At 60.9% G+C, this 25,124-nt stretch carries 25 protein-coding genes and 1 riboswitch; of the genes, 12 read left to right on the top strand and 13 right to left on the bottom strand.

Going from position 1 to position 25,124, the window contains the following annotated elements; translation table 11 throughout:
* Positions 1–264 precede the first annotated feature (264 nt).
* The 4 genes from blh to AB8B29_RS28085 are packed head-to-tail and all read left to right on the top strand — an operon-like array spanning position 265 to position 2,739.
* Entirely contained in the window at positions 265–1,557 is a 1,293-nt protein-coding gene (gene blh, locus AB8B29_RS28100) for a bifunctional sulfur transferase/dioxygenase Blh (RefSeq protein ID WP_439006893.1), read from the top strand.
* Positions 1,558–1,604: 47 nt separating this feature from the next.
* Positions 1,605–1,898, top strand: a complete 294-nt coding sequence (gene bigR / locus AB8B29_RS28095) for a sulfite-sensing transcriptional repressor BigR (RefSeq protein ID WP_439006932.1) — start codon at positions 1,605–1,607, stop codon at positions 1,896–1,898.
* Positions 1,895–2,302: a YeeE/YedE family protein gene (locus AB8B29_RS28090; RefSeq protein ID WP_047561672.1), complete on the top strand. Its 408-nt coding sequence runs from the start codon at positions 1,895–1,897 to the stop codon at positions 2,300–2,302. Before bigR ends, AB8B29_RS28090 begins: the two co-directional genes overlap by 4 nt.
* Positions 2,299–2,739 (top strand): YeeE/YedE family protein, encoded by a 441-nt coding sequence (locus AB8B29_RS28085; protein WP_092574242.1) that lies wholly within the window; start codon positions 2,299–2,301, stop codon positions 2,737–2,739. Before AB8B29_RS28090 ends, AB8B29_RS28085 begins: the two co-directional genes overlap by 4 nt.
* A gap of 107 nt (positions 2,740–2,846) precedes the next feature.
* On the opposite strand, the gene AB8B29_RS28080 is transcribed toward AB8B29_RS28085, so the two are convergent.
* The 3 genes from AB8B29_RS28080 to AB8B29_RS28070 all read right to left on the bottom strand — a co-directional run bounded on the left by AB8B29_RS28080 (position 2,847) and on the right by AB8B29_RS28070 (position 7,468).
* Positions 2,847–4,481, bottom strand: coding sequence for an acyl-CoA synthetase (locus AB8B29_RS28080; RefSeq protein ID WP_280951430.1), 1,635 nt, complete (start codon positions 4,479–4,481; stop codon positions 2,847–2,849).
* Between the two features lie 493 nt (positions 4,482–4,974).
* Positions 4,975–6,300 carry an MFS transporter gene (locus tag AB8B29_RS28075; RefSeq protein WP_037191794.1) on the bottom strand — a complete coding sequence of 442 codons (1,326 nt, stop codon included), beginning with the start codon at positions 6,298–6,300 and terminating at the stop codon, positions 4,975–4,977.
* A 580-nt stretch (positions 6,301–6,880) separates the two neighbouring features.
* On the bottom strand, positions 6,881–7,468 hold the full coding sequence (locus tag AB8B29_RS28070; protein ID WP_037192058.1) for a helix-turn-helix transcriptional regulator: 588 nt from the start codon (positions 7,466–7,468) through the stop codon (positions 6,881–6,883).
* A gap of 356 nt (positions 7,469–7,824) precedes the next feature.
* On the opposite strand from AB8B29_RS28070, the gene AB8B29_RS28065 reads away from it, so the two are divergent.
* Positions 7,825–8,184, top strand: coding sequence for a hypothetical protein (locus AB8B29_RS28065; protein WP_092574244.1), 360 nt, complete (start codon positions 7,825–7,827; stop codon positions 8,182–8,184).
* Here the strand turns inward: AB8B29_RS28065 and AB8B29_RS28060 are convergent.
* Complete coding sequence (locus AB8B29_RS28060; RefSeq protein ID WP_051963256.1) at positions 8,157–8,864, bottom strand: methyltransferase; 708 nt, start codon at positions 8,862–8,864, stop codon at positions 8,157–8,159. The two genes, AB8B29_RS28065 and AB8B29_RS28060, sit on opposite strands and share 28 nt — an antisense overlap.
* Positions 8,865–9,127: 263 nt before the next feature.
* A riboswitch (cobalamin riboswitch) is annotated at positions 9,128–9,385 on the top strand.
* A gap of 165 nt (positions 9,386–9,550) precedes the next feature.
* Here AB8B29_RS28060 and AB8B29_RS28055 point away from each other — a divergent pair.
* From AB8B29_RS28055 to AB8B29_RS28040, 4 genes are all read left to right on the top strand, one after another.
* Positions 9,551–10,567: an ABC transporter substrate-binding protein gene (locus AB8B29_RS28055; RefSeq protein ID WP_037191788.1), complete on the top strand. Its 1,017-nt coding sequence runs from the start codon at positions 9,551–9,553 to the stop codon at positions 10,565–10,567.
* A complete protein-coding gene (locus tag AB8B29_RS28050) occupies positions 10,568–11,605 on the top strand; it encodes a FecCD family ABC transporter permease (protein WP_037191785.1) in 1,038 nt (345 codons plus the stop codon).
* Positions 11,602–12,366 (top strand): ABC transporter ATP-binding protein, encoded by a 765-nt coding sequence (locus AB8B29_RS28045; protein ID WP_037191782.1) that lies wholly within the window; start codon positions 11,602–11,604, stop codon positions 12,364–12,366. Before AB8B29_RS28050 ends, AB8B29_RS28045 begins: the two co-directional genes overlap by 4 nt.
* A 262-nt stretch (positions 12,367–12,628) precedes the next feature.
* Positions 12,629–13,279, top strand: coding sequence for a glutathione S-transferase family protein (locus AB8B29_RS28040; RefSeq protein WP_037191780.1), 651 nt, complete (start codon positions 12,629–12,631; stop codon positions 13,277–13,279).
* 74 nt (positions 13,280–13,353) lie between these two features.
* Here AB8B29_RS28040 and AB8B29_RS28035 read toward each other — a convergent pair whose 3' ends face one another.
* Positions 13,354–14,283: a LysR family transcriptional regulator gene (locus AB8B29_RS28035; protein ID WP_037191777.1), complete on the bottom strand. Its 930-nt coding sequence runs from the start codon at positions 14,281–14,283 to the stop codon at positions 13,354–13,356.
* A gap of 86 nt (positions 14,284–14,369) precedes the next feature.
* On the opposite strand from AB8B29_RS28035, the gene AB8B29_RS28030 reads away from it, so the two are divergent.
* From AB8B29_RS28030 to AB8B29_RS28020, 3 genes are all read left to right on the top strand, one after another.
* On the top strand, positions 14,370–15,266 hold the full coding sequence (locus tag AB8B29_RS28030; RefSeq protein WP_037191776.1) for a DMT family transporter: 897 nt from the start codon (positions 14,370–14,372) through the stop codon (positions 15,264–15,266).
* 162 nt (positions 15,267–15,428) lie between these two features.
* A complete protein-coding gene (gene fdxA / locus AB8B29_RS28025) occupies positions 15,429–15,770 on the top strand; it encodes a ferredoxin (protein ID WP_037191774.1) in 342 nt (113 codons plus the stop codon).
* A gap of 21 nt (positions 15,771–15,791) precedes the next feature.
* The gene (locus tag AB8B29_RS28020; RefSeq protein ID WP_037191772.1) at positions 15,792–16,682 is read left to right on the top strand and encodes a dihydrodipicolinate synthase family protein; all 891 of its coding nucleotides are present in this window, start codon (positions 15,792–15,794) and stop codon (positions 16,680–16,682) included.
* Between the two features lie 18 nt (positions 16,683–16,700).
* On the opposite strand, the gene AB8B29_RS28015 is transcribed toward AB8B29_RS28020, so the two are convergent.
* From AB8B29_RS28015 to AB8B29_RS27980, 8 genes are read right to left on the bottom strand one after another with little or no spacing between them, the layout of a single operon-like run.
* Positions 16,701–18,095 carry an amidohydrolase family protein gene (locus tag AB8B29_RS28015; protein WP_037192055.1) on the bottom strand — a complete coding sequence of 465 codons (1,395 nt, stop codon included), beginning with the start codon at positions 18,093–18,095 and terminating at the stop codon, positions 16,701–16,703.
* Between the two features lie 12 nt (positions 18,096–18,107).
* A complete protein-coding gene (locus tag AB8B29_RS28010) occupies positions 18,108–19,031 on the bottom strand; it encodes a LysR family transcriptional regulator (protein ID WP_037191769.1) in 924 nt (307 codons plus the stop codon).
* Between the two features lie 35 nt (positions 19,032–19,066).
* Complete coding sequence (locus AB8B29_RS28005; RefSeq protein WP_037191767.1) at positions 19,067–19,843, bottom strand: enoyl-CoA hydratase-related protein; 777 nt, start codon at positions 19,841–19,843, stop codon at positions 19,067–19,069.
* Positions 19,840–20,997, bottom strand: a complete 1,158-nt coding sequence (locus AB8B29_RS28000; RefSeq protein ID WP_037191763.1) for a CaiB/BaiF CoA transferase family protein — start codon at positions 20,995–20,997, stop codon at positions 19,840–19,842. Before AB8B29_RS28000 ends, AB8B29_RS28005 begins: the two co-directional genes overlap by 4 nt.
* Entirely contained in the window at positions 20,994–22,352 is a 1,359-nt protein-coding gene (locus AB8B29_RS27995; RefSeq protein ID WP_037191761.1) for an FAD-dependent oxidoreductase, read from the bottom strand. The genes AB8B29_RS28000 and AB8B29_RS27995 overlap by 4 nt, the downstream gene beginning before the upstream one ends.
* Before the next feature lie 30 nt (positions 22,353–22,382).
* Complete coding sequence (locus AB8B29_RS27990) at positions 22,383–23,216, bottom strand: ABC transporter permease (protein ID WP_037191759.1); 834 nt, start codon at positions 23,214–23,216, stop codon at positions 22,383–22,385.
* The gene (locus AB8B29_RS27985; protein WP_037191757.1) at positions 23,213–24,025 is read right to left on the bottom strand and encodes an ABC transporter ATP-binding protein; all 813 of its coding nucleotides are present in this window, start codon (positions 24,023–24,025) and stop codon (positions 23,213–23,215) included. Before AB8B29_RS27985 ends, AB8B29_RS27990 begins: the two co-directional genes overlap by 4 nt.
* Before the next feature lie 4 nt (positions 24,026–24,029).
* Positions 24,030–25,064, bottom strand: coding sequence for an ABC transporter substrate-binding protein (locus AB8B29_RS27980; protein WP_037191755.1), 1,035 nt, complete (start codon positions 25,062–25,064; stop codon positions 24,030–24,032).
* Positions 25,065–25,124: the final 60 nt, after the last annotated feature.

The raw sequence follows: 25,124 nt of genomic DNA, 5'->3' as shown, positions 1-25,124 counted from the left end.
AGAGGGCGCTTAAGCTATTGAAATAGATTCGGCTTTCCGGACTGATAGGGATCACGACAGGCGTCGGTCACGATCTCGCAGATGACCTGATTTTGCTGTCAATTTCAAATCGTTGTCGAGATTTTCAACGGGTCGGCGTTCCGAACCTGTTTACACTGATGTGTGGCGGGCAAGCGCTTTATGCTGGTCCGGGGCTATGAAGGGTCTTGTAAACAATCAATATATATTATATGAAATTATATAATGACTGTTTGGAGCCGTGTTATGAACCTTGTTAACGTCAACGACCTGGTGACTGTGTCGGATCAACCAGACCCAACTGCCTTCGTTTCCCTTGTCGAACAGGGGTTTGCCGCCGTCATTAACGCCAGGCCGGATGGTGAAGAGGCAGGCCAACCGGGCAATGCCTCGGAATCCGCCGCTGCGCGATCGGCCGGCCTTGGCTATGCGTTCGTGCCGGTCACGGGTCGGACCATCACCGAGGCCGATATCCGCGCCTTCCAGAAAGCGATAACCGATGCGAAAGGGCCAGTCCTGGCCCATTGCAAGAGCGGGACACGGGCGCTCACGCTCTACGCGCTTGGTGAGGTGCTCGATGGGCGGATGAAGAGCGAGGATATCGAACTTTTCGGCAAAGGCCACGGCTTTGACCTGTCCGGCGCGGCAGGCTGGCTTAAGCGGCAGGCCGGGAAAGCGCCGCGCGTCAGGGGTTTCTACGATGCACGCACCGGCAGCATCCAGTATGTCGTCACCGATCCGGCGACGAGAGCCTGCGCCATTATCGATCCCGTGCTCGACTTCGACGAGAAGTCCGGCACGACCGCGACCGTTCATGCCGATGCGATCCTGGACTATGTGCGGGCCGAGGGGCTTACGGTCGAATGGATTCTCGACACCCACCCCCATGCCGACCACTTCTCGGCTGCACACTATCTGAAGCAGAAGACCGAAGCGCCAACCGCGATCGGCTCCCGCGTGGTCGACGTGCAGAAGCTCTGGAAGGGCATCTACAACTGGCCGGAGTTGGCCACGGACGGCTCGCAATGGGACAGGCTTTTCGCCGATGGCGACACATTCAGTGTCGGTAGCCTTGAAGGCCGCGTGATGTTCTCGCCCGGCCACACACTCGCCTCCGTCACCTATGTCATCGGCGACGCCGCCTTCATCCACGATACGATCTTTATGCCAGATTCGGGTACGGCACGCGCGGATTTCCCAGGCGGCAGCGCCAAGGCTCTTTGGAACTCGATCCAGCGGATTCTGGCGCTTCCCGACGAAACGCGGCTTTTCACCGGCCACGATTACCAGCCGGGCGGGCGAAATGCGAAGTGGGAAAGCACGGTGGGCGAACAGAAGCGCGACAACGCGCATTTGTCTGGCATGACGGAGGACCGATTCGTCGCGCTTCGCGAAGCACGAGACCGGACGTTGCCGATGCCGAAGCTGATCCTCCATGCGCTTCAGGTGAATATTCGCGGCGGTCGGTTGCCGGAACCGGAGGATAACGGTCGGCGCTACCTCAAATTTCCGCTTGACGCGCTGGAGGGGGCCGCATAGTGACGGGAATCGAAAGATCGGCGCCCGCCGCTTTGGCGCCTGAGGAGATGGCAGGCCGGGCAGGCGAGGTCGCGACACTTTTGAAGACGCTGGCGCATCCCGTGCGGCTGATGCTCGCCTGCGCGCTCGCCGAAGGCGAATATTCGGTTAGCGCGCTGGAGGAGAAACTTGGCATCCATCAGCCGACACTCTCCCAGCAACTCGGCGTGCTGCGTGAGGCGGGCATCGTCGAAACACGCCGGGAGGCCAAGCAGATCTTCTATCGTCTGACGGAAGAGAAGGCGGCGCAACTCATCCAAGCGCTCTACGCTATTTTCTGCGGACCGGAGGGGCGGAGATGACGCCTTATCTACCCTCACTTTTCGGCGGGATGCTCCTCGGTGCCTCCGCCGTTCTGCTGCTCGTTGTCAACGGTCGGATCGCCGGCATCAGTGGGATCGTCGGCCGTCTCCTCGGCGGATATCAGGTTCCAGCCAACATCGCGTTCGTCGTCGGTCTCATGGCCGGCCCGCTCCTTTACGCCGCAACCTATGATCGTTACCCCGCAGTGACGATCGCGGCCCCTTGGTACCTTGTGCTTGCCTCCGGGCTGCTTGTCGGCATCGGCACCCGCATGGGCTCAGGTTGCACCTCCGGTCATGGGATTCTCGGCCTCGCTCGTTTCTCGAAGCGCTCCTTCGCGGCGACCGCGACCTTCCTGGCCGCGGGAATCATCACGGCGACCACCATGGGGATACTGAGATGACAGGTCTATCCTACGCGCGCCTCGCTGTTGCCTTCCTTTCGGGGATGATCTTTGGCTTCGGCCTGTCGCTCTCCGGAATGGTCGACCCCGCGCGCGTCCTCGGCTTCCTCAATTTGGCCAGTGGCCATTGGGATCCGAGCCTGATGTTCGTGCTCGGCGGTGCGGTACTCATCGCGGTACCGGGCGTCATGCTCCAGCGCCGCATGAAAAAGCCCGCCCTGGACACGCGGTTCCACCTGCCTGAAAAGTCCGCCGTCGATACGCGCCTCATCGTCGGCTCTGCGATCTTTGGCATCGGCTGGGGAAGTGCCGGCTTCTGCCCGGGGCCGGCTGTCTCCGCGCTTTCGATCGGGCTGCCGTCCGTCCCGCTGTTCGTTGTCGCCATGGCGGCGGGCATGATCCTCCATGATCGGCTCTTGACGAGGAAGCGGCTGTGACGACCGTTTCCATTCTCGCAGCAATCGGCTCGGCCGGCTTCACCGCTCTTTGAGATCAGGCAAGGACGTCGCGCCGCTTTCTTCCGACCGACTGGACATCGATGAGGTCAGATCGGCATCCGACGCAGAAGGAACTTCTGAATCTTGCCGGTGGACGTCTTCGGTATCTCTGCAAACACGATGCGCGTGGGGCATTTGAAGCGGGCGATGATTGTTTTGCAGTGGTCTATCAGCTCCTGTTCGGTTGCTTGCTCGCCGGGCTTGAGCTCCACATAGGCAACCGGAGTTTCCCCCCATTTCTCGTGAGGCTTGGCCACAACAGCGGCTACCGCAACGGCCGGATGCTTGTAGAGAGCATCCTCGACCTCGATCGACGAGATGTTCTCGCCGCCGGAAATAATGATGTCCTTCGAGCGGTCCTTGATCTGGACATAGCCGTCCTCGTGCATCACGCCAAGATCGCCTGAGTGGAACCATCCACCGGCAAAGCACTCGTCATTCGCCGCCGGATTTTTGAGGTAGCCCTTCATCACCATGTTGCCGCGAAGCATGACTTCGCCAATGGTCGTTCCATCCGCCGGCACAGGGGTCATGGTTTCGGGATCGATGACATTCAGTTCGGAGAGGGCGATATAGGCAACTCCCTGCCGTGCTTTCTTGGCAGCCTGCTCGGCGCTGCTAAGGTTATCCCAGGCAGTGTTCCATTCATTGACCACGGCCGGACCATACGTTTCAGTCAGTCCGTAAAGGTGTGTCACTTCGAAGCCCGCATTGGCCATTGCTGCCAAAACTGCTTCCGGCGGCGGTGCCGCGGCCGTATTGAAAACGACCTTCTGGGAAAATGCGCGCCGATCGCTGTCCGGCGCGTTGACCAGCGAGGACATGACGATGGGTGCACCACACAGATGCGTAACGCCGTGATCGGCAATGGCATCGAATATCGGCTTGGCGCGCACCCATCGCAGGCAGATATGCGTGCCGGCCTGCACCGCGACCGTCCAAGTGAAGCACCAGCCATTGGCGTGAAACATCGGCAGTGTCCAGAGATAGACGGGATGCTTGCCCATGCCGGCGTGAATGACATTTCCGAGCGATGCAAGTGCGGCACCGCGGTGATGGTAGACTGCGCCTTTGGGATTTCCGGTGGTGCCGGATGTGTAATTCAGGGAAATGGCATCCCACTCGTCAACGGGCTCGGCCCATTCGAATGCCTCGTCACCACCAGCTCGAAACGCCTGATAATTCATGGTCCCTATTGGCGCACCCTTCTTGAACGGTGCGTCCGCAGGAAATTCGGCATCGTCGAAGCCGATCACCAGCGGGGTGACCGCGGCGTTCTCCAGCGCCTGCCGCATGACGTCGGAAAACTCGGTATCCACGATGACGACCCTGGATTCGGCATGGTCGAGCTGGAATGCGATCGAGTCCGCATCCAGCCTTGTGTTGATGGAGTGCAGCACGGCGCCGCCTGCCATCGGCACGCCGTAATGCGCTTCCAGCATCGGTGGCGTGTTGGACAGCATCACCGTCACCGTATCGCCTTTTCCAACGCCGTGACGTGATAGCGCGGAGGCGAGCTTCCGGCAATTCTTCCAGAATTGCGAGTAGCTTATTCGCTGGCTTCCGTGAATGACTGCCGTTCGCTCGGGAAATGTGCGGGCAGCCCGCTCCAGATAGGATATAGGCGTCATCGGGCTATGGTTTGCCTCGCGCCGACCCAGATTGTCGTCATATTTGTTCACTGTTGCGCTCCTCCCAGATTGCAATGAGACTAGACGGCCGCTGTACCCCTCATGATATTTTGTGATGGCGACCGTCGCCCCTCCACCCCCAATCATATGCAATATCTTCGCTTCGGGATGATATCTTCCGCAAGCATGTTACGATTGATTGTAGCGTCGATCTTAGTGATCACGCCCGAAGCCTTTTAAATCAAGGTTTTTCGTGAAAGATCGCCAAACGCTTCCGCTGCGGTCAATGCCATTCGAGGCCAGCGTCGAAAGCTCCGGCACGCTTTATCTGGGGGCTTCCGCAATCTCGCTCTAAGCGATGTCGATAGGTGCTGGCATTGCAGGCGCGGTCGGTGGCACCGTCCATTGCCGTAGGAGCGCTCCTGAGGCACCCTTGCTTGATCGCTCTCGATCCGTCGATCATCGATCCCTGCCTCATCCCGATGCGATCGGGATGAAGGCGACGGTGTCGGGTAAGGATAATCAGGCCGCCGCCATTGTCATCTCAGTGCGTGCTGCTGTTGCCGGCGGCCGGTTGGCTGTCGACGATCCAGCGGCGGTGCGGGCCGAGCGCCAGCAGGAGCACAACGGAGAGGAAGCAGCAGCCGGCGAGAATATAGAAGCCGATATCGCCATTGCCGGTCGCGGCATCGACATAGGCCTTGATCTGCGGCGAGGCGAAGCTGCCGAGATTGCCGAGCGAGACGATGAAGGCGATGCCGCTTGCGGCACCGACGCCACCGAGATAGCGGGTCGGCATGCTCCAGAACACCGGCTGCGATGAGGCGAGCCCCGGCACCGCGATGCAGGCGGCAATTACCATGACCCAGGGGTTCATGGTGAGCCCGATCATACCCAGTGCAATGGTCCCGACCGTCAGCATGGCGATGCAGACGATGCGGTGATTGTCGTGCCGGTCGGCATAAACAGTGAAGAAGCGCGTTGCGATCAGGGCGCAGAGCCACGGCAGACCCAGCAGCACGCCGACCCAGGTATTGACGCCGCCGCCCATGGCCTGCGCCAGCCGCGCCGGCAGGTAGAAGGTGATCGGGCCGACGCCCACCTGAATGAAGAGATAGATGCCGATGAAGGTTAGGACCCGCCAATCCCTAAGCACGCTGAAGACGGAATGCTTCACCTCGGAGAGCTTGCCGCGCTCTTCCGATTCGATAACGGTGACGAGCGCCTTTCTTTCCTCTGTGGTCAGCCATTTCGCTTCGCCGGGGCGGCTCGTCAGGAAGAACAGCGCCAGGATGCCGACGATCGTCGCCGACAGGCCTTCGACCGCAAACATCCATTGCCAGTTGGTAAGACCCAGCACGTCGTGATGGGTGAGAAGCCAGCCGGAAAGGGGCGCGCCGATCACCAGCGCCAGGGGCACGCCGAGATAGAAAAGACCGGTCGCCCGCGCCCGTTGCTTGGCAGGGAACCAGTAGGTCAGATAGAGCAACACGCCCGGATAGAAGCCGGCTTCGCAGACGCCGAGCAGGAAACGGACGATGTAGTAGCTCGTCGCCGTGTGGGCAAAGACCATGCAGGCCGAGACGATACCCCAGGTGATCATGATCCGACTGAGCCAGAGACGGGCGCCGACGCGCTGCATGATCAGGTTGCTCGGTACTTCGAAGGTGGCGTAGCCAAGATAGAGAATACCGGCCCCGAATGCATAGGCCGCATCCGAAAGACCAGTGTCGGCCTGGTAGGCCGTCTTGGCGAAGCCGACATTCGATCGATCGAGAAAATTAAGGATCAGCATCAAGCCCAGGAAGGGCAGAAGACGGATGGTCGCCTTGCGGACGGCGCTCTGCAGCGCCGGATTGTCGTCTGTCATGTCACTCCTCCCGGAACGCGGCGCCTCCTGCCCGAGACCGCTTTCCGTCCTCACACCGGACTTGACAGGTCCGGCACCTCCACATCGGCCCGCCATGGCGGTTTGCCAATTTGCATATACGCAGACTATATTCATCTGTGAAAAGGTCAATAGGAGTCGTTTCGCGTGATCGAAGCACCGGGGAAAGCCGTGAAACGAGGACGCAGCGCCGTTGCGATGCTCCCAAATCCACCAATGTTGCTTCTTGAGGGGGTGTGATTGACTGGTTTTGATCGTTCACATAGGGCTTGCGACGAGCGACCCGCATTCGCATGCGGGCAGGGTCAAAGTCCCGGAGCATACCATGCGTCCTGCCGGAATCGAACGCCCGCTGATGAAGGCGACGGTCGGCCGACTAGCCTATCAGCCACCAAAACAGCGTCCCGAATACACAAATGTACAACGCGATGCGGACGAGACCCTCGTTCACGTTGCCTTTTCCAACGATGAATGTGGAACAGTCTTCTTGCATAATTGTCCCGCCTTGCTTGACAACGCTCTAACGAAATTTCTGTCGTGGCGGTCGCGCCTCAGCCGGCGTCTAGTGCGGCGAAATGCGATAAGCGCAACGGCGAGCGCCGTGAAGAATGTGCTCCTCACGTTCTACCGTGCAGCCGTCGCCAAGGACATCGCGAAACACCGCCAGTTCCGATCTGCAGAAGCCCTGGCAGGTCGTTGCGGCCGCGCATATCGGACAGTGGTTCTCGATCAGGAGCCATGCGTCGCCTTCATTCGTCCGACGCCATTCGGCCATATAGCCTTCGGCGGATCGTTGCGCCGCAAGGGCTGCAATGCGCGCCTCGAGATCATCGACGCCTTCGAGGACGGCCGAATAGGTGGCTCGCGTCTCGCCTTCTCTTGCGGCAATCAATTGGTCAAGCGCGGCTTCACCGAGCGTGTTGCGAACCGCCTTGATCAGGCTGACGGCAAGCTCTCCATGCGTATCGGGAAAAAATCCGTGCCCGCGCTCCGTCAGCTCCCACTCCTGTTGCGGCCGGCCGACGCCCTTGGCTTGAGAACGAGCCTCGACGAGGCCATCCGCTGCCAGCTTGACAAGCTGCTGGCGCGCATTCTCCCCGGTTGTTCCAAGAGCAGTGCCAAGCGCCGCAGAGGTTTGCGAACCGCGCATCTTCAAAAGCGTGAGAATCCGCTCGGATGCGGGCCGCCCCTGGCGCTTCTCCGCTTCCGTGTCAGTCGAGCCAGCGAGGTAATATTCCAAAGCCATGCTTGGTATATAGTCGAGCCGCGAACAGCCATCAATCCCGATGGGCACCTCTAACTCGACTTTGGATGATGATTCAATTTCACCGCGCACAGATGCCTGACCGGATTGCCTCTCCATCAACTCGATATTCGAGCCGGAGCGATACCGTTATATGCGGAAAAATATAATGCTAGCGGTTAGGCCTCTTCCAGGAGAATCCCATACTCAGACTCCATCGCCCGATCCCCGTCGCGAAAATCGCTATTGCACTCGGCAGCATAGTGTTCTCGACGCCCGCCTGGGCTGACCGTGTGGTGACCGATCAGATCGGCCGTCAGGTGCATATTCCGGATGTCGTGAACCGCGTCATCATCCTGCAGCACCAGACCCTCAACATCGCCGTCCAGCTCGAACCGCTCTGCGGCATCGCGGTTCGTTCGGCGAAACTCGGCAGCGGCCGGTGGGAGGAAACCGCTTTCGCGCCGCTGTGCCGGCAAAGGGACAGGAAAGGAAGCTGTCGCGACAGGGGCAGGAGATATTGCGAGACGCCGGATTTGTTTCGATCGACTGATCCGAATAGCCTGCCTGTGCATCGAAATGCCCGCTGGTGGGATCAAGCCCTGACGATGTGGATCCCGTAACTCCTCACGCTCTCATCTCCCACGATGTCCCTCATATGCAAGGGCACGTCCGATTCCACCGACCAGCGGTCTTTTACAACAAGGTGCTCTGGAAGATGGTCGACGATGCCCGAGATGACCTTTTCGTAGTCTACAATGATCGCTTCGCGACCGATCAGGCGATCGATCAAACTGGCATCGCTCGCCACGTGGCCGTTTTCGCAAAACCAATAGGATATGAGGTCCAGCTCCGAATTCGACGGCAAATCGGGAGGCAGGGTCTGGTTGAGAAAGCTGAAATCGCCGGCGCAACCGGAATCCGTCAGCACCGTTTGCGCGATGTTCAAGTGTAAGGGCGATTGATCGACGAAGGTCAGGTGCAGCCTCGGGTTCGTAGCGAGAAATGCGAACGTCAATCCGAAGACGCCCGAGCCGCAGCCTAGGTCGCGCACGTTTTCGTATTTCACCGGTTCGATATTCGCGGAGAGCAAAGCTAGGCAGCATTTGAGAGCGTTTTTAATTCCATACGCTTTCGTAAAAGTCTCAGCCTGCGTCTCGTGGTCAAATATGAAAATTCTTGCTGCGCTTTCGACCTCTTCTCTGAGCGCCAAAGCCTCCTGATCGGCTTTGAAGATTCCCGACTTTGCCTGCAACGCCGCGGCCAATTCAGCCAGCTCGACCGGAAACGTCCCCTGTTGCATTTTCATCCATCATTTTGGTTAGGCTCACGCCGTCTGGTGAGCAGTGATAATGTCGATATATTGGCCCGCAGGGCGTTTTAGATATGAATTCTATTATGCAGATCGATAAATGAACTTCGCCGGATGTGAACGCATCCATTTCATTCTCATACAACGAGACGAGCGTGTTCTTCAATGTCGAGCAACTCGTCGTCGAGGTGGAGAAGAGAAGAAACATTGCGCGGCTTTTGTCGATGGATGTGCTTGACGGCGAGCGGTCGTCCGACATAACTGGATGCGACGGTTCCCCAAGGAAGACTCTACGGGGATTAATAGGGAACACGGTGAGGGCGACCCAAAGGGGACCTAGACCGTGGCTGCCCCCGCAACTGTAAGCGGATTGCCGGTCATCCCGGAGCGACCAGCTTGCTGGTCATCTCCCAGGGTCTTCGGACCATGCCACTGCGCGGAAACGGCGCGGGAAGGCAGATGATTGTCAGACATCCGCGAGCCAGGAGACCTGCCGTCAATCACGATCCAATCAGCCGGGCGGGGATGCCCGGAAAGGGACAGAGAATGATTGACCTGAGCCTTCGATATTACCCGGCACTCTTCGTTCTTGATTGGGATTTCCGCAACCGGCTGCGGTGTGCCTGAGCGCTGTTGCGCTGACGTCACTCAGTTTTTCATCCCTATCGAGATCTTTCATGCGCCATTTTCTGACGACCATTACATTTGCGCTCGGCCTTGCCGGCTTCGCAGCTCCCGGTTTTGCAGCGACCCAGTATCCCCTCACCATCAACAATTGCGGCCAGCAGGTCACCTTTAAAAAGGCTCCAGCTCGGATCCTGTCTATCGGTCAAGGCATGACCGAGATCCTGCTGTCGCTCGGCCTTGCCGACAAGATCGTCGGAACGGCCGTCTGGGTCGGGCCTGTTCTGCCACAATATGCGGAAGCCAACGGCAAGATCCCACGTCTTGCCGATAATGACCCGAGTTTCGAAGCGGTTGTCGGCAAGGAACCGGACCTCGTTGCCGCCGAATTCGAATGGCATGTCGGTCCGCAAGGTTCGGTCGGCAAGCGCGAGCAGTTCTCCGGGCTTGGCATCAACACCTACATCGCGCCGACCGACTGCGTTGCCAAGGTCAATGCCGACGGCGGTGACGGCGTGCGCAAGGAACTCTTCACGATGGACCTGATCTATCAGGAGATCGATGAACTCGCGCGGATTTTCGACGTCGGGGATCGCGGCGATGCGCTGATCGCTGACCTCAAGAAGCGTCAGGCGGAAGCAGTGGCTTCAATTGCCGGCGCACAGGCCAAGAACCTGCCGATCGTGTTCTGGTTCTCGAGCAAGGAAGTCAACGGCGATGCCTTCATCGCCGGCAAGAACAGTGCGCCGGCGTATATCCTCAAGACACTCGGCGCCAGGAACGTCGTGACGACGGAGGAGGAATGGCCGCTGGTTGGATGGGAGACGATCGCGCAGGCCAATCCGGCCGTGGTCGTCATCGCGACGATGGATCGCCGGCGCTACGCGGCCGACGATCCCAAGGTCAAGCTCGATTTCCTCGAGAAGGACCCGGTCACGAGCCAGCTCGATGCAGTCAAGAACAAGCACTTCGTGATGATGGACGCGCAGTCGATGAATCCCACCATCCGGACCATCGACGGCATCGAGACCCTGGCCAAGGGCATCAAGTCCTTCGGCCTGGCGCAATAAATGCGCGGGATCGCAAGACGGCAGAAGCGGTGGGCGCTATTGGCGCTCACCATCGCCGCAATCGTGCTTCTGGCGCTCATGATCAGCCTTGCCGTGTCGATCGGCGAGATTTCCATTCCGCTGGCCACCACAGCCAAGGCCGTTGCGAACCGGCTGCTGGGGACGGATTTCGAGTTGAGCCGTATCCATCAGGGTATCGTCTGGGACTACAGGCTCAGCCGGGCGCTTGTGGCCGCCAGCGCCGGCGCCTCATTGGCGCTGAGCGGCGTGATCCTGCAGGCCATGCTGCGCAATCCGCTCGCCGAACCCTATGTGCTCGGCATTTCAGCAGGCGCCTCGACCGGCGCGGTCTGCGTCATGATCCTCGGTCTCGGCTCGGGAATCCTGGGCCTTTCGGGCGGGGCCTTCCTCGGCGCGATCGCGGCCTTTCTCTTCGTCGGCCTCCTGGCTACGGGCGTCGGCGGCACAAGCGAGCGGATTATCCTGTGCGGCGTCGCCGGCTCGCAGCTCTTCAATGCACTCACCTCCTATATCGTCACCACATCGGCGAATGCCGAGCAGGCAAGGGGTGTCATGTTCTGGCTGCTCGGCTCGTTGAGCGGCGTGCGCTGGCCGGATGTCTATCTTTCGGGGCCGGTTGCCATTGTCGGCTTTGCAATCTGCATGGGACATGTCCGGGTTCTGGACGCCTTCGTCTTTGGCACCGATGCTGCGGCTTCGCTCGGCATTGCGGTGCGGCGTGCACAGATCGTCCTGCTTGGGACGACGGCGCTCATGACGGCTGCGGTCGTCAGCATCGTCGGCTCGATCGGCTTTGTCGGTCTCGTCATCCCGCATGCGGCCCGTTTTCTGGTCGGCCCCAGTCATGATCGGCTGCTGCCGGCGGCGGCGCTTGCCGGCGCGATCTTCATGGTCGGCGCCGATATCGTCTCGAGGATCATCATCCCTCAGCAGATCCTGCCGATCGGCGTGGTCACCGCCTTGTTCGGTGCCCCGGCCTTCGCAATCATTCTCTATCGCGCCCGGAGGACGGCATGAGCATCGCGGTCGACAAGGTAACCTTCGCGGCCGGCAACACGCTGATCGTCAACGGCATCAGCCTGACGGTGGAGAAGGGAAAGGTCCTCGGTCTGCTCGGACCGAACGGTTCCGGGAAGTCCAGCCTCCTGCGGCTGATCTGCCGCTTGAGAAAAGTACGCAGCGGCATCATCCGGCTCGGCGGCAACGATATCGCGGCCATCCCGCGCGGCGATATCGCCCGCCGGATCGCGCTGGTCGAGCAGCAGGCGACGACGGAGACGCAGGTGACCGTGATAGACGTGGTTCGCCTTGGTCGCACGCCGCATCGCGGCCCATTGTCGGCCTGGAGCGCTCGTGACGATGCGGTCGTCCTCGATGCGCTTGGGCGTGTGGGCATGCAGGGCAGGGCGGCGCAGTTCTGGCAGACCTTGTCGGGTGGCGAGCGTCAGCGCGTCCATATCGCCAGAGCCCTTGCGCAGACCCCCAGCGAACTGCTCCTGGACGAGCCGACGAACCATCTCGATATCCAGCATCAGCTCGATATTCTGGGACTGGTCTCGAAGCTCGACGTCACCTGCATCATTGCCCTGCACGATCTCAATCTGGCGGCCATGTTCTGTGACAGCCTGGCCGTGCTGCAGGAGGGCGAGGTGGTTGCGGCCGGAGCTCCCGAAGATGTTCTGACGGAGGAACTGATCGGCCGGGTCTTCGGCGTGCGCGCCCATGTCCAGAAATCTTTGGTCCACGGCCGCTGCAACATTCAATACATGACGGGTTGAATGTATTCGAACAGTCACGATACCGCGTGGTTCCACGCGAATGGAGTTCGGGCCAATGTTCGACTTTCGCAGTGTCGTCTTTGCACGCCGCCCATGTCGTTTTCACCGGCGCCGTGCGCGTGTAGAAGGATGCTGGCTGATGTGCATGGAGCGCATCCTTTGAGCTGCATTTGAACCGACCGTGACGGCTATCTCGAGCATGTCGTGTCGGAATCTCGTTTAGCCAATCGTCTTCAAGACAGACAAGCTATGGAGAACGGCGATGACGATTACTATTACCGCCTTTGAACGGTCGCCCGATCGCGGCAAGGGTCTGGCGCGTGACATGCGCGTTCGTTGGGCGCTCGAAGAAGTCGGTCAGCCTTACGACGTTCGTCTTCTTTCGTTCAAAGCGATGAAGGAACCCACACACCTCGCGCTTCATCCGTTCGGGCAGATTCCGACCTATGAAGAAGGCGATCTCGTCCTGTTCGAGTCGGGGGCGATCGTGCTCCATATCGCGGAGCACTATCAAGGCCTGCTGCCGGACGATGCCAAGGCCCGGGCGCGCGCCATCACATGGATGTTTGCCGCGCTTACCACGATGGAGGCGCCGATCGTCGATCGCGAAGTCGCCAAGCTCCTGGAGCGTGACGAGACCTGGTACGAGCAGCGCCTGCCCATGGTCGAGGAACGCATCCGCAAGCGGCTGAGCGAACTTTCCGGTCACCTCGGCGATGCCGACTGGCTCGACGGCAAGTTCAGCGCCGGTGACCTTCTGATGGTGTCGGTGCTGCTCAGGTTGAAAAGCTCGGGTCTACTGGACGAATATCGGAACCTCTCCGCCTATGTTGCTCGCGGTGAGGCGCGGCCCGCATACAAGCGTGCTTTCGAGGCTCAGTTGGCGGTTTTTACCGCCGTGTCGACCGGCTGACGAAGGTTCGCTCTGGGCCAGGTGTTGCCGTTAGCGGCACTTGCTGCATTGGATCGGAACAATATGGCGTCTTCCTATGCGCGCGCCCGCGTCGGTGCGGTGAAGGCTGCGATCGTCGCCTCGTCATGGCCCGCTTCGCCGAGGAGGCGCTTTGCAAGTTCCGTGGCGGGGCCGCTCAGGGCACTGTCGGGCCGGATCAGGTGAAACGAGACGTGGTAGTCTATCGCCCTGTCGGAAACCGGTACCAGCCTGCCGCTTTCAATTGCCGCATCCGATAGCGGCGGTCGTGCCAATGCAACGCCCACGCCCTGAACGCAGGCATCGATGACGAGATTGTAGTCCTCGAACCGCCGGTCCTGTCCACGCGGCAGGTATTCGACGCCCTCCGGAGCGAGCCAGCGCCGCCAGCCCTCGATGTTCGAATCGTGCAGGATCGGCATGGCGAGCAGCGATTGCGCATCGCGATTCTGCCCAAGCCTTTCCGCCAGCGAAGGCGCAGCGATCGGAAAGGATCTTTCGTGCCAGAGGGGCAGAGCGCGCACACCGGCCCACGGCCCCTTGCCGCAGCGGATGGCGAGATCCGTTCCCTCGCCAAAGTCCGCCAGACGATGTTCAAGGATCAGCTCGAGATGAATGTCGTTGCCTTCGAGCTTCGGCAGGCGGGAGAACAGCCATAACGACGCGACGGAAGGTGTGAGGGAAAGACGAACCGTCGCCTTGTTGCGCCGGGGAAGCCAGCGCTCGCCGCTGTCGCTGAGAAGGGCAAGGGCCTCCTCAGCGCGGGCAAAGAAGCGCATGCCCTCCGGAGTGAGGCTCACGCCGCGCGGCTGCCGCGCAAAGAGCCGCACACCGAGCCAGCGCTCCAACCGCGATATCTGTCTTGAGACGGCGCCATGGGTGATGCCGCCTTCTTCGGCAGCTGCCGAAAAGGAGCCAAGGCGGGCCGCGCGTGCAAAGGTTTCAAGTGTATCGAGCGGCGGCAGTGCTTGCGAGCTGTGAACCATAAACACAGCTGATCATTGATTGCGGTGCTTTTCAAGCACGTATTGGGGGCCTATTCCACTCCCATGCAAATGGATGGGAGTCGAGCATGAGCATGTTGACGAGCGACGTGGGGGTAAAGGGCAGGTTTGATCTGGTGGCCTTTTCGGCTGTTGTCGTCACGATCATCTTCTGGGCTTCTTCGTTCGTCGTCATCCGCATCTGTCTCGGGCCCCTGACGCCGATAGAACTTGCGACGGCCCGTTATGTGACGGCGGGCGTCATCGCTCTTGGCTATCTGGCATTCAGATGGAGCGTCCCGACAAGAGGGGATCTCCTGCGGATCTCGATTGCCGCAATCCTTTTCATCGCCACCTATGCGGTGCTGCTGAATACAGGCGAACAGACCGTGCCGGCGGGGCCTGCGAGCTTCATCATCAACACCATGCCGGTGTTCACGGCATTGATCGCCATGTTTGCTCTCGGAGAGCGCTTCGGCTTCTGGGGGTGGATCGGCACGGCGGTTTCCTTCGGCGGCGTGGCGTTGATCGCTGCCGGAACGGGCGATGGGTTCAGCTTCGATCCAAACGCCATGCTGATCCTCGGCGCTGCTCTTTGCTCGGCAATCGCCAGCGTCCTGCAAAAGCCCGTTCTCGGGCGGCTGCCGGCATTGACGGTGACTGCCTGGGTGCTGTTCATCGGCTCCATTCCGCTTCTTCCGGCCGTGCCCGCCACCCTCAGAGCCTTGGCCGCCGCGCCGGCAGATGTGAACTGGGGCGTTGCCTATCTCGTGATCTTTCCGACCGCGGTCGGCTACGTTACCTGGGCCATCGCCCTGAAGCGGCTTTCGGCTGCACGGGCATCCAACTTCCTCTACGGGGTACCGCCGACAGCAACGCTTATCGGCTTCCTCTGGCTGGGAGAAACTCCCTCGACGATCGGCGCGATCGGCGGCGCCCTGGCGATCTTTGGGGTCGTCGTCGTCAACATGAGACGGCGGAAGTAGAGAGCGTGGCGTAGATGACAGCCGGCACCATGCTGCATGTCTGCCGTTTTACCGTTGCCGTTTCGGCAATGAAAGAGCCGCAAATCAGCGCTTCTTCAGAACGCCTTTGTTTGTCATAGTTTGGCTCAAGGCGGCCGCAGAGCGCGCCGCGAGGCGAATTTCATGGCTTATGTCATCACCGAACCCTGCATCGATATCAAGGATGGCGACTGCACCGTCGCCTGTCCTGTTGACTGCATCTACGAAGGCGGCCGGATGTTTTATATCCAGCCGCAGGAGTGCATCAATTGCGGGCTCTGTCTTTCCGTCTGTCCCGTCGACGCTATTCTGTGGGATCAGGAAATGCCGGCGGAGCGGCTGTTCCTCCGTGACGTCAACCGTGATTTCTTTGCCGACGAAGTGACCGGCTGGGGTGCCCCCGGCGGCTGGGACAAGAGCCGGACGACCAGCCAGGACCATCCCTTTGTCGCCGCCTATCGCGGACCTTCCGAAAACCGCTTGTGAGACCATGTGAGGAGCCTTCTCGTGACGCAGACCCGGATAGCCGGCGTGATTGCCGCCGTGCCAACTCCTTTTGACCATCACGGCGATATCGATGGCGATGCTTTCATCGAGCATGCTCGCTGGTGCCTGGATAATGGCTGCGATTTTTTGAACGTGCTGGGGACGACCGGGGAGGCCAATTCCCTCTCGGCCTCTCAGCGCAGTGCGCTGATGGCGACCGCGGCCCGTGGGCTGGACGGCGGCAGAATGATGGTCGGCACCGGTACACCGGATCTGGAAACCACGGTCGCGCTGACGAGGCGGGCCTTCGACCTCGGCTTTGCCGCCGCTCTCGTCCTGCCGCCCTATTATTATAAGCCCGTGGACGAGGATGGGCTGTTCGCCTGGTTTGCCGAACTCGCGAGGATGACGGCCGAGACGCCGATCGCGATCTATCTCTATAATTTTCCGCAATTGACCGGCATCGAATTCTCGCCAGCGCTTTCGGCGCGGCTCGCACAGGCCTTTCCGGAGCGGATCAATGGCGCAAAGGACAGCTCCGGCAATCTCGCCTATGCGCGCGAGCTTGCAAGGATCAGCGATTTTGCCGTCTTTCCCAGCAGCGAGGCGGCGCTTGCCGATGCCGATCGCGATGGCTATGCCGGCTGCATCTCGGCGACGGTCAATATCGACCCTCGCTCGTCGCAACGGCTATGGCGTGATCAGCAGGATGCGTTGCTCTCCGAACGCGTTCGCAATCTGCGGCAAGCCATTGCTTCCCACCCCCTTATTCCCGCCGTCAAATATCTCGTCGGCAAACGGAGCGGAAATGCGATTTGGAACAAGGTGCTTCCGCCGCAATTGCAGATCACCGATAGGGCCAGGCTCGAGAGCCTCGATGCATTGCGGATTGGAGCGTCGGTCGATGCATGAGGCTCCAGTGGAGCAACATCAGGAGACACCAGGCCAGGCCGCGTAATAGGCTCTCGTCGCTTCGGACAAGGCGCGGACGAGGGGGCGTTGCTGCTCGAGCCTAGGCAAATCGGTCTTCGCCTGTGCTTTCAACTCCCGCAGGGCGGCATCGAAATCGACGCCAGTCAATTTCCCGTCGCGCATCACCTCACGTCCCGAAACAATCAGTCCCTTGGCATATGCGGCGCTCATGCGCGTCAGCAGGACTTCCGCCTCGTCGATGTCGTCGAATAGCGCGTCAGCGATCATGGCCTGATAGTCGACGACGGTAAAATCATCGGCGTCTTGTGCATCGATGACCTGGGCACCGGTCCGGATGGCGGCGTCGAATAGCTGTCCTGCCGTCAGCCGGCGGATCAGTCCGCGGCCTCCATGCACGAGATGGAGCAGCCGCATCTCCCGCCAGAGGTCCTGATCGTCGTCAAACCCGGTGCCGTCGAGGCCGATGGCGAAGACAGGGCCGCCGGCTTCGGCGATCGCAGCGACCGGCGCCACCCCAGAACGCAGGCGCAGGTTCGCTGTAGGATTGCTGACAAGCTGGACGCCGCGCTCGGCCAACAACGCATATTCGTCGGGGCGCAATTGCACACCATGCGCGACTGCCAGGCGCGGCGACAGGAAGCCGATCCTGTCGAGATAGTTGACCACGCCTTCAGGAAAGCGTCGGTCGAGCCAGATACGTTGGCGCGGACTTTCCAGCAGATGCATGTGGATGCGCCTGTTGCTTACGGCGGACGCCTCCGCAATCGACTCAAGCAGCGCGTTTGAGCACCATTGCGGCCCGATGGGTCCATATTGCACATCGACCAGCGAGCTGGAGTTTGCTGCCGCAACTGCCTCGACCGCTGCAAGTTGCGTGCGGATCGGCGCATAGGCAGGAATGGTCGGCTCCAAGGCCTGCCAATCGCTTGCCGACAGGAAGGATTTGAGCCGTTGCGGCCCTCCGTCATAGGCCCAGGCATCACGGTCGAGCAGCGGGCAGGACAGCGCAAGCCGGATGCCGATATCGCTGGCGGCGCGCATGACATCCTTTGCCTCGTCGACAAGGCGGTCGACATTCAGTGAATTATGGCAATGCATGGTGGCGCCGACGCCGGTTCTGGCGAGCCGGCCGAAGGCGACGAGGGCCTCCAGATAAGGGTCCGTGCGCGGACGCAGTCTCAGACCCGGTATCCATACTTCCAAAGCATCGTCGAGGGCGCCGAAATCCATTGTGCGGATACCGTAGCCGTGATCATGCGCGTTGACCGGCGAGGGCAACACCAGATCGCCGGATCCGACGTTGGCGGCTTTCAGCGCCGGCGGTAGCTCCGCCTCGCTCTCGATCCTTCGGGCCGGCGCATGGCCGGGATTGAGCAGCAACCGCACCGATATCACCGCTTTCCTTTATCTTCCGACCACGGCATTGATCTTTTCGCCGAATTTCGCCAGCTCCTCGCCCATCGCCTTGGCGACGACCTCGGTCGCGTGGGTGAGCTGGCGCCTGCGCGACACGACGATGCCGACCTCAAGATTGTGCAGTTTCGAGCCGGCGATCGGGATCGCGACGGCCTCTCCCGCCTCCAGCTCGCGCAGGAGGCCGAGCGGCGTGAAGAAGGCGACGCCTTCGCCGGAGAGGATCAGGGGCTTGAGCATCATCTGATTGTTTGTGGCGACCAGCGTGCGGCCGACTCGGTTGAGCGCGCCGAGCTCAACCGCGATCATCGAGCTCATGACTTCGTTATCGAGCTGCAGCAGCATGTTGAACTGGGCGCATTCCTGCAAGGTCACCGACCTTTGCCGCGCGAGCGGATGGGTTCTGGAAACGATCACCATCAACGGCATGGGCACGCCATGGATGAGCTTCATGTCATGCGGACGGGCGAGATCGAAGGTCACGCCGATATCGACGTCTCCCTCGGCGAGGAAGCGGAAAATATTGTTGTAATTGTCGGTGCGGATCCGAAAATCCACTGCCGGATGCTTCTTGTGGAAGCTGGACACGAATTCCGGCAGGAACTGAATGGCGAGGCTGTCGAGCGCGGCGATGTGGACGCGGCCGGTGCTTTTGCCGTGGAGATCGCCGAGATTGGATTTCATGATCTCGTATTCATGCAGCGTTTCCTTGGCGTGCCGCAGCACGATTTCTCCTGCCGACGTCAACCGCAAGCCATCGGAGAAGCGCTCGAACAGCGGTGTGCCGAGCTCGTCCTCCAACTTCTTGATCTGGCGGCTGACGGCGGAGGTTGCGACATGCAACTCGTCGGATGCCTTGCGGATCGATCCGGAGCGCGCGACCTCGGCGAAATACTTCAGGATGCTGGCATGCATGAAAAGCCCTCGGCAATCTCGAAGCTATAGCATGCCTACTTGCCGCGCCAAATCGGAGCGCGCTTCTCCTTGAAGGCAGCGACACCCTCCATGGCATCCTCGCTTTTCAGTGCCTTGATCAGGGCCGGCGTTCGCAGGGCCTGGGCTTCCGCCGGGCTCAGATGGGCGGTGCGGTTCACCGTTTGCTTGATGGCGCGCAACGACAGCGGCGCGCAGGCGACGATATCCGAGATCCAGCGATCGACGGCGGCGTCAAGCTCTGCAGCCGGCACGACCTCGTTGACGATGCCGAAGCCCGCCATCTCGTCGGCGCTGAATTGCCGTCCGGTCAGCATGACGGCCATGGCGCGATTGAAGGCGATCTTGCGCTGCAACAGGATCATGCCGCCATCGAGCGGCATGCGGCCGACGCGCGCCTCAGGCAGGCCGAAGCGGGCGGTTTCCACGGCGACGACAATATCGCAGCCGAGCACCATCTCGAAGCCGCCGCCGAGCGCATAGCCGTTGACGCGGGCAATGACAGGCACGTCGAGCGAGCGGCGAAAAGCGAGGCCACCAAAGCCGTTCTCGCGTCCGACAGCCCAATAGTCGACCCCGGAACTGCCGCTGCCGCCTTTTAGGTCGGCGCCGGCGCAGAAGGCTCTCTCGCCTGCACCGGTCAGGACAACGCAGCTGATATCGTCGCGCCGTTCTATCTCCGACCAGATCGCCTCAAGCTCCGCCTCGGTCTCGGCGTCGACGGCGTTCATCCGGTCCGGCCGGTCGAGCGTCACGCGCGCAACCCGATCCTCGACTGAAAAGGCGACGCTCATGCCGCGTCTCCCTGGAGTTCGGAAAGCGAAGCCAGGATTTCGTCATTGTGCTGGCCAAGTCGCGGTGGCGCGATCCGCACGGTCACCTGCGCTGAAGACATATCGATCGGCGAGCCGATGAGGCGGATCGGACCGGCCGCCGTCTCGCCGGCCTCGAGGATCATCTTGTTGATGACGGTTTGTTCGTCCTTCAGCGCTTCCGGCAGTGAGCGCACCGGCGCGCAAAGGATATCGACACCCTCCAGCCGCTCGATCCAGTGCGCCGTACTGTTTTTGGCGAAATTGTCGCGGAAGATTGCCTGCAATTCCGGCCGCAGCGCCATCTGGGCGTCGAAATCCTTGTAGTGCGGATACTGCGACAGGTCCTCAATTTCAAGCGCCTCGCAGATATCGCGCAGCGGATTTGGCTTGAAGGCCCCGACCATGACGATGGCGCCATCCGTGGTTTCGAAAACGCCGGTCAGCGGGAAGGCGCCCCAGTTCAGGTCCTTCTGCCGCATCAGATGCGTCGTGCCTTCCTGCATCTGCATGGCGATCATGGAATTGTAGAGGCTGACGGCCACCTGCTGGCCTTCGCCTGATTTGTCGCGCTGCAGGAGAGCGAGCAGGATCCCCTGGACAAGATGCATGCCGGCCGAATAGTCGGCGAGCGGCGTCGCGTAGATTGACGTCGGATGGCTGCTGTCGGACTTGCGGCGCATGACGCCGGAGACGGCCTGCGCCAGCACGTCCTGGCCGCCCTTGTGCTGGTAGGGGCCGCTTAAGCCGAAGCCGGTGCCGACGGCATAGATCAGGCGCGGGTTGATCTTTTTCAGGTCTTCGTAGCCGAAGCCCATGCGTTCCATGACGCCAGGGCGGAAATTGTTGACGACGACATCGGCCGTCTCGATCAGCGTCAGCACGGACTTTTGTGCCGTCGGATCTTTCAGGTCCAGCGCCAGGCTCTTCTTGTTACGGTTCAACGAGCAGAAGACGGGATTGTTAAGGCCGTCCGGATCGGAGCCGAGCGACCAGCGGGAGAGATCGCCAATCTTGACCTTCTCGATCTTGATGACCTCGGCACCATAATCCGCCAGGACCTGCGTGCAGGATGGGCCAAGCATCACCTGCGTAAAATCGATCACGCGAATTCCGTCGAGTGGCAAAGTCGTCATTCTGCAGCCTCCAAATATGTCGCGTTCTCCGAGGGAATGTCGCCGGGATCGGCTCCCTGAGCCCGCATCTGCTTCTGTATTGCGCTGACATCGGCCTTGCGGACGGTCGTTCCCGCGTTGAGGGCGACTGTTGCCGCGACCCCTGCCGCCTCGCCCATCGCCATGCAGGGCGGGATTTCACGGCTGGCCTTCTGTGCTTGCGGGGTTGCCGAATAGTGCCGGCCGGCGACGATCAGTTGATCGATCTCCTTCGGCAGCATCGCCCGGTAGGGCGTGTAGTAGTCGCGGCCGCGGCAGACCGTATCGGCGAAGTGACGGCGCGACATGACGTCGTCCTTGGTGACGACGTAAGCGCCTTCCAGCTGTCGTGTCTGGCGCACGCCGGTCTGCGGTGCGAAATCGACGACATAGGCATTCTCGAAGCCCGGCATCTTCTGGCGGGCAAATTCGAGCAGCTTGGCTATGCGCGAGCGGCCTTCGATCTCGGCCTTGGTCAGATCCGCCACTTTCAGGCCGCTCAGTGTCGGCATATGCGGGCAGTTCAGCCAGACGATGCCCGGCAGCGGGGTTTTCAGCCACCAGAAGGACCAGCAACCGCCGATCAGCCGCTTGGCCTCATGATCGAGCGCCTTGAAGGCTTCGGGCTCCTGCCGCTCGAAGCGCTCGGCGGCCTCCGTATCGACGCCGCCCCAGCGCGAAACCGTCGTCAGGATGAAATTGGATTCGATATGTGCAGCGCCGGCGCTGGCGGCCACATCCAGATCGCCTGTCGTGTCAATGACGACGTCGCCGAGGATGGCCTGCATGCCTTCCTTCGTCTGGCAGATCACGCCCTTGATCGTCCCATCCTCGACGATAGCCGAGGAGAACCAGCTATGGGTTCTAAGCTTGATCTTGGCTTCACCGATCATGTCGTAGGCGGCGCGCTTGAATGCGTCGGGATCGAATGCCGCCGAAAAGCAGATCGGATGCGGCATCGCCTGGGTGTGGAAGTCGAATAGACCCCAACGCGCCCAGCGCTGCCAGGCCTCCGGCGTCTCCCTGAACTCGATCATGCGGTCGCGATCGGTCGGCGTGACGCAAAGGCCCCAGACCTTCATCCGCTCGATCATTTCCATGCAGATGCCGCGCACGGTAATCTCAAGCTCGTTGATCATGTCGTCGAGCACCAGCACCATGCCGCCGGCGGCAAGGCCGCCGACATAGGGATAGCGTTCGAGAAGCGTGACGCTTGCGCCGTTCCTGGCGGCTGATACCGCTGCTGCGATGCCGGCCGGGCCGCCGCCGACCACCACCACATCGGAGCGATCGACGACAGAGATATCCCGTGCAGGCTGATGAATAACCTGTGTCATTGGTGTTTCCTTGATGTTGTTCTTGAGCGCTCAGTGCTGGCCGGCCGGTTTCCAGCGGACCATCTTCGCCTCGGCGATCGACACGATGAAAAACAGGATCACGGCGAGCAGGGCGGCAATCACCACCGTTGCGTAGAGAAGCGGCGAGCGGAAATTATAGGTTGCCTCGATGATGAGCGCGCCGAGCCCGAAACTGGACCCGATCCATTCGGCCACGATCGCCCCCATGACGCTGCTGGTCGCCGCGATCTTCAGGGCGGCGAAGAGGAAGGGCAGCGAGCTTGGAAGACGAACCTTCCAGAGGATTTCGGAATTGCTGGCCGAAAGAACCCTCATGAGATCGAGCATTGCGGGGCTCGCCGAGCGAAGACCCTGAACCATGTTGACCAGCGTCGGGAAGAAGCAGATGAGGCCGGCGATGATGATCTTGGGGGCGACGCCGTTGCCGAAGATCAGGACCAGGATCGGCGCGACGGCGATGATCGGGATCGCCTTGATGAAGACCGCAATTGGATAGAAGGCCTTCTCTGCGGTTGCGCTGTGAACGAACCAGATCGCCAGCAGGATCGCAACGAGATTGCCGAAGACGAAACCGAGGACGGCTTCGAGCAGCGTCGGCAGGAGGTTGCGCGTGAGAGTCGCGGCATTGTCGCGAAACGCATAGAGGACATCGACCGGCGCTGGCGCCATGAAGGTCGGGATCTTGAAGATCCAGATGACGGCCTGCCACAGCACGATGCAGCCGAGTGCGGCGAGGATCGCCGGCATGTTCGAAGACAGGACGCCGATGGTCGCGTCGAGGAGAGCCACCTTGCGCGGCGCCTTGGTGACCCCACGGATTTCGGAGTGCACGGCGTTGCTCATATGCATTCCTCCAGCAGGGCGCGCAGATGGGCTGTAACCCTGATGAAATCCACCGTGTCACGCATGGAAAGCGCACGGGGATAGGGCAGGTCGACCTTCATAAAATCCTTCACCCGGCCGGGATGGGCCTGCAGCATCAGCACATGCTGGCCGAGGAAGGCCGCTTCCGGGATGGAATGGGTCACGAAGATGATGGTGGTTCCCGTTTCCCGCCAGATGCGCAGCAGTTCCTCGTTGAGCTTGTCGCGGGTGATCTCGTCCAATGCGCCGAACGGCTCGTCCATCAGCAGGATGCGCGGCTTTGTCACCAATGCGCGGGCGATCGCCACACGCTGCCGCATGCCGCCCGACAGCTCATGCGGCAGGGCGTTCTCGCGTCCTTTCAGGCCGACCAACGCCAGCAATTCCATCGGATCGGCATAAGAGCTCTTGTCGTGCCTGCCGACTTCGAGCGGCAGGCGGACATTGTCGATGACGCTGCGCCATGGCAGCAGCGTCGCCTCCTGGAAAACGAAGGCGAAATCGCGGCCTTCGCGTGCCTGGCGCGGCGGCCGGCCGAACACCGAAACCGAGCCGTTGCTGATGTGAACGAGGTCGGCGATGCAGCGCAGCAGGGTCGACTTGCCGCAGCCCGATGGTCCCAGCATGGTGACGAACGAGCCCTCGGGAATATCGACTGAGACGTTGGACAGGGCGGTGACCTCATTGCCCCTGTCTCCGAAGCGGATGTCGAGATCGCGAACGGAGACCGCAAGCCGTGCGGTTTCGGCACGCGGCATCGGCTCCTTGATGGTGGCGGCACTCATCATCGTATCACCCGATCTGTTTGCGAATGTCGGTCGTCGCATCGAGGATCGCCATCGTGGCAACATCGTCGACGGTCGGAACCGTGCCGGCAAACTGTTTCAGGTCGGCATAGGCCTTGATCTGAGCCGTCCAATTATCCTTGTTCATCGCGCCCCAGCCAGTTTGCTTGGTGCTGTCGCCGAAGGAGAAGTCGATGACCGAATGGACTGCTTCCAGTTCGCTTGCCTTGTCGAGATTGGGATAGGCTTCCACCAGCATGCCGACGGCTTCTTCCGGATGGTCGCGAACATAGCCCCAACCCTTGGCGGCTGCCGTCGTGAAGCGGACCAGCACGTCGGAATGCTTGTCCAGCTGCTCGTCGGTCGTGTAGTAGACGTTGGCGTAGAGCTGCAGGCCGGCATCCCAGAGCATCATGTCGACGCGATCATCTCCCAGCACCTTCAGCGCATTGGTATTCGTCACCCAGCCGGTCACCGCATCGGCCTGGCCGGTGATCAGCTGGTTCATGTCGGAGCCCATGTTGACCATCTTCACCTTGTCCTCCGGAATGCCGTTCTTGGCGAGAAGGGCGCGCAGCAGGATGAAAGCGGTGGGCTGAGTGGCGATCGTCTTGCCGATCATGTCCTTCGGCTCGCGGATCGGCGCCTTTTTCAACGAGAAATAGGTAAAGGGGTGCTTGCGATAACCAGCAAGAAACGCCTTGACCGGCATGCCGGCCGAGCGCGCGAGCATGACAGAGGGGCTCGAAGAAATCTGGCCGATGGTGGATTGTCCAGCGGCCACGCCGGCCACTCCATCGACATTCGGGCCGCCGGGCACGATGGTGAGATCGATGCCCTGTTCGGTGAAGAAGCCCTTCTTCTGGGCCGCGACTTCACCGATCAGGCCGTTGGAAGCGAGCCAGCCGAGCTGCATGCGGACCTCGGCGACATCGGCAGCCTTGCCGGCGCGAATACCGATGAAAGTCTGCGTCGCGGCGAGACCCCCGACCAACGCAGCATTGGATAGGAAGCGGCGCCGATTCATCATGAATTGAGACATTCTGATAGTTCCCCTGTTGATCGGGCGATCGGACTTTTCGTCTCGTTATCCACCGATGGA

The organism is Rhizobium sp. 11_C7_N12_5, from assembly GCF_051811145.1.
In the GTDB taxonomy this organism is placed as follows: domain Bacteria; phylum Pseudomonadota; class Alphaproteobacteria; order Rhizobiales; family Rhizobiaceae; genus Rhizobium; species Rhizobium lusitanum.
Note: the sequence above shows the minus strand (reverse complement) of the source record. Positions and strands in the feature narration are given on the sequence as shown.

What these genes read in the sequence shown, in the direction of transcription:
- blh (WP_439006893.1), top strand. Translation starts at nt 265, where the DNA reads ATGAACCTTGTTAACGTCAACGACCTGGTGACTGTGTCGGATCAACCA.
- bigR (WP_439006932.1), top strand. Translation starts at nt 1,605, where the DNA reads ATGGCAGGCCGGGCAGGCGAGGTCGCGACACTTTTGAAGACGCTGGCG.
- AB8B29_RS28090 (WP_047561672.1), top strand. Translation starts at nt 1,895, where the DNA reads ATGACGCCTTATCTACCCTCACTTTTCGGCGGGATGCTCCTCGGTGCC.
- AB8B29_RS28085 (WP_092574242.1), top strand. Translation starts at nt 2,299, where the DNA reads ATGACAGGTCTATCCTACGCGCGCCTCGCTGTTGCCTTCCTTTCGGGG.
- AB8B29_RS28075 (WP_037191794.1), bottom strand. Translation starts at nt 6,300, where the DNA reads ATGACAGACGACAATCCGGCGCTGCAGAGCGCCGTCCGCAAGGCGACC.
- AB8B29_RS28070 (WP_037192058.1), bottom strand. Translation starts at nt 7,468, where the DNA reads ATGCGCGGTTCGCAAACCTCTGCGGCGCTTGGCACTGCTCTTGGAACA.
- AB8B29_RS28060 (WP_051963256.1), bottom strand. Translation starts at nt 8,864, where the DNA reads ATGCAACAGGGGACGTTTCCGGTCGAGCTGGCTGAATTGGCCGCGGCG.
- AB8B29_RS28055 (WP_037191788.1), top strand. Translation starts at nt 9,551, where the DNA reads ATGCGCCATTTTCTGACGACCATTACATTTGCGCTCGGCCTTGCCGGC.
- AB8B29_RS28050 (WP_037191785.1), top strand. Translation starts at nt 10,568, where the DNA reads ATGCGCGGGATCGCAAGACGGCAGAAGCGGTGGGCGCTATTGGCGCTC.
- AB8B29_RS28045 (WP_037191782.1), top strand. Translation starts at nt 11,602, where the DNA reads ATGAGCATCGCGGTCGACAAGGTAACCTTCGCGGCCGGCAACACGCTG.
- AB8B29_RS28040 (WP_037191780.1), top strand. Translation starts at nt 12,629, where the DNA reads ATGACGATTACTATTACCGCCTTTGAACGGTCGCCCGATCGCGGCAAG.
- AB8B29_RS28035 (WP_037191777.1), bottom strand. Translation starts at nt 14,283, where the DNA reads ATGGTTCACAGCTCGCAAGCACTGCCGCCGCTCGATACACTTGAAACC.
- AB8B29_RS28030 (WP_037191776.1), top strand. Translation starts at nt 14,370, where the DNA reads ATGAGCATGTTGACGAGCGACGTGGGGGTAAAGGGCAGGTTTGATCTG.
- fdxA (WP_037191774.1), top strand. Translation starts at nt 15,429, where the DNA reads ATGGCTTATGTCATCACCGAACCCTGCATCGATATCAAGGATGGCGAC.
- AB8B29_RS28010 (WP_037191769.1), bottom strand. Translation starts at nt 19,031, where the DNA reads ATGCATGCCAGCATCCTGAAGTATTTCGCCGAGGTCGCGCGCTCCGGA.
- AB8B29_RS28005 (WP_037191767.1), bottom strand. Translation starts at nt 19,843, where the DNA reads ATGAGCGTCGCCTTTTCAGTCGAGGATCGGGTTGCGCGCGTGACGCTC.
- AB8B29_RS28000 (WP_037191763.1), bottom strand. Translation starts at nt 20,997, where the DNA reads ATGACGACTTTGCCACTCGACGGAATTCGCGTGATCGATTTTACGCAG.
- AB8B29_RS27995 (WP_037191761.1), bottom strand. Translation starts at nt 22,352, where the DNA reads ATGACACAGGTTATTCATCAGCCTGCACGGGATATCTCTGTCGTCGAT.
- AB8B29_RS27990 (WP_037191759.1), bottom strand. Translation starts at nt 23,216, where the DNA reads ATGAGCAACGCCGTGCACTCCGAAATCCGTGGGGTCACCAAGGCGCCG.
- AB8B29_RS27985 (WP_037191757.1), bottom strand. Translation starts at nt 24,025, where the DNA reads ATGATGAGTGCCGCCACCATCAAGGAGCCGATGCCGCGTGCCGAAACC.
- AB8B29_RS27980 (WP_037191755.1), bottom strand. Translation starts at nt 25,064, where the DNA reads ATGTCTCAATTCATGATGAATCGGCGCCGCTTCCTATCCAATGCTGCG.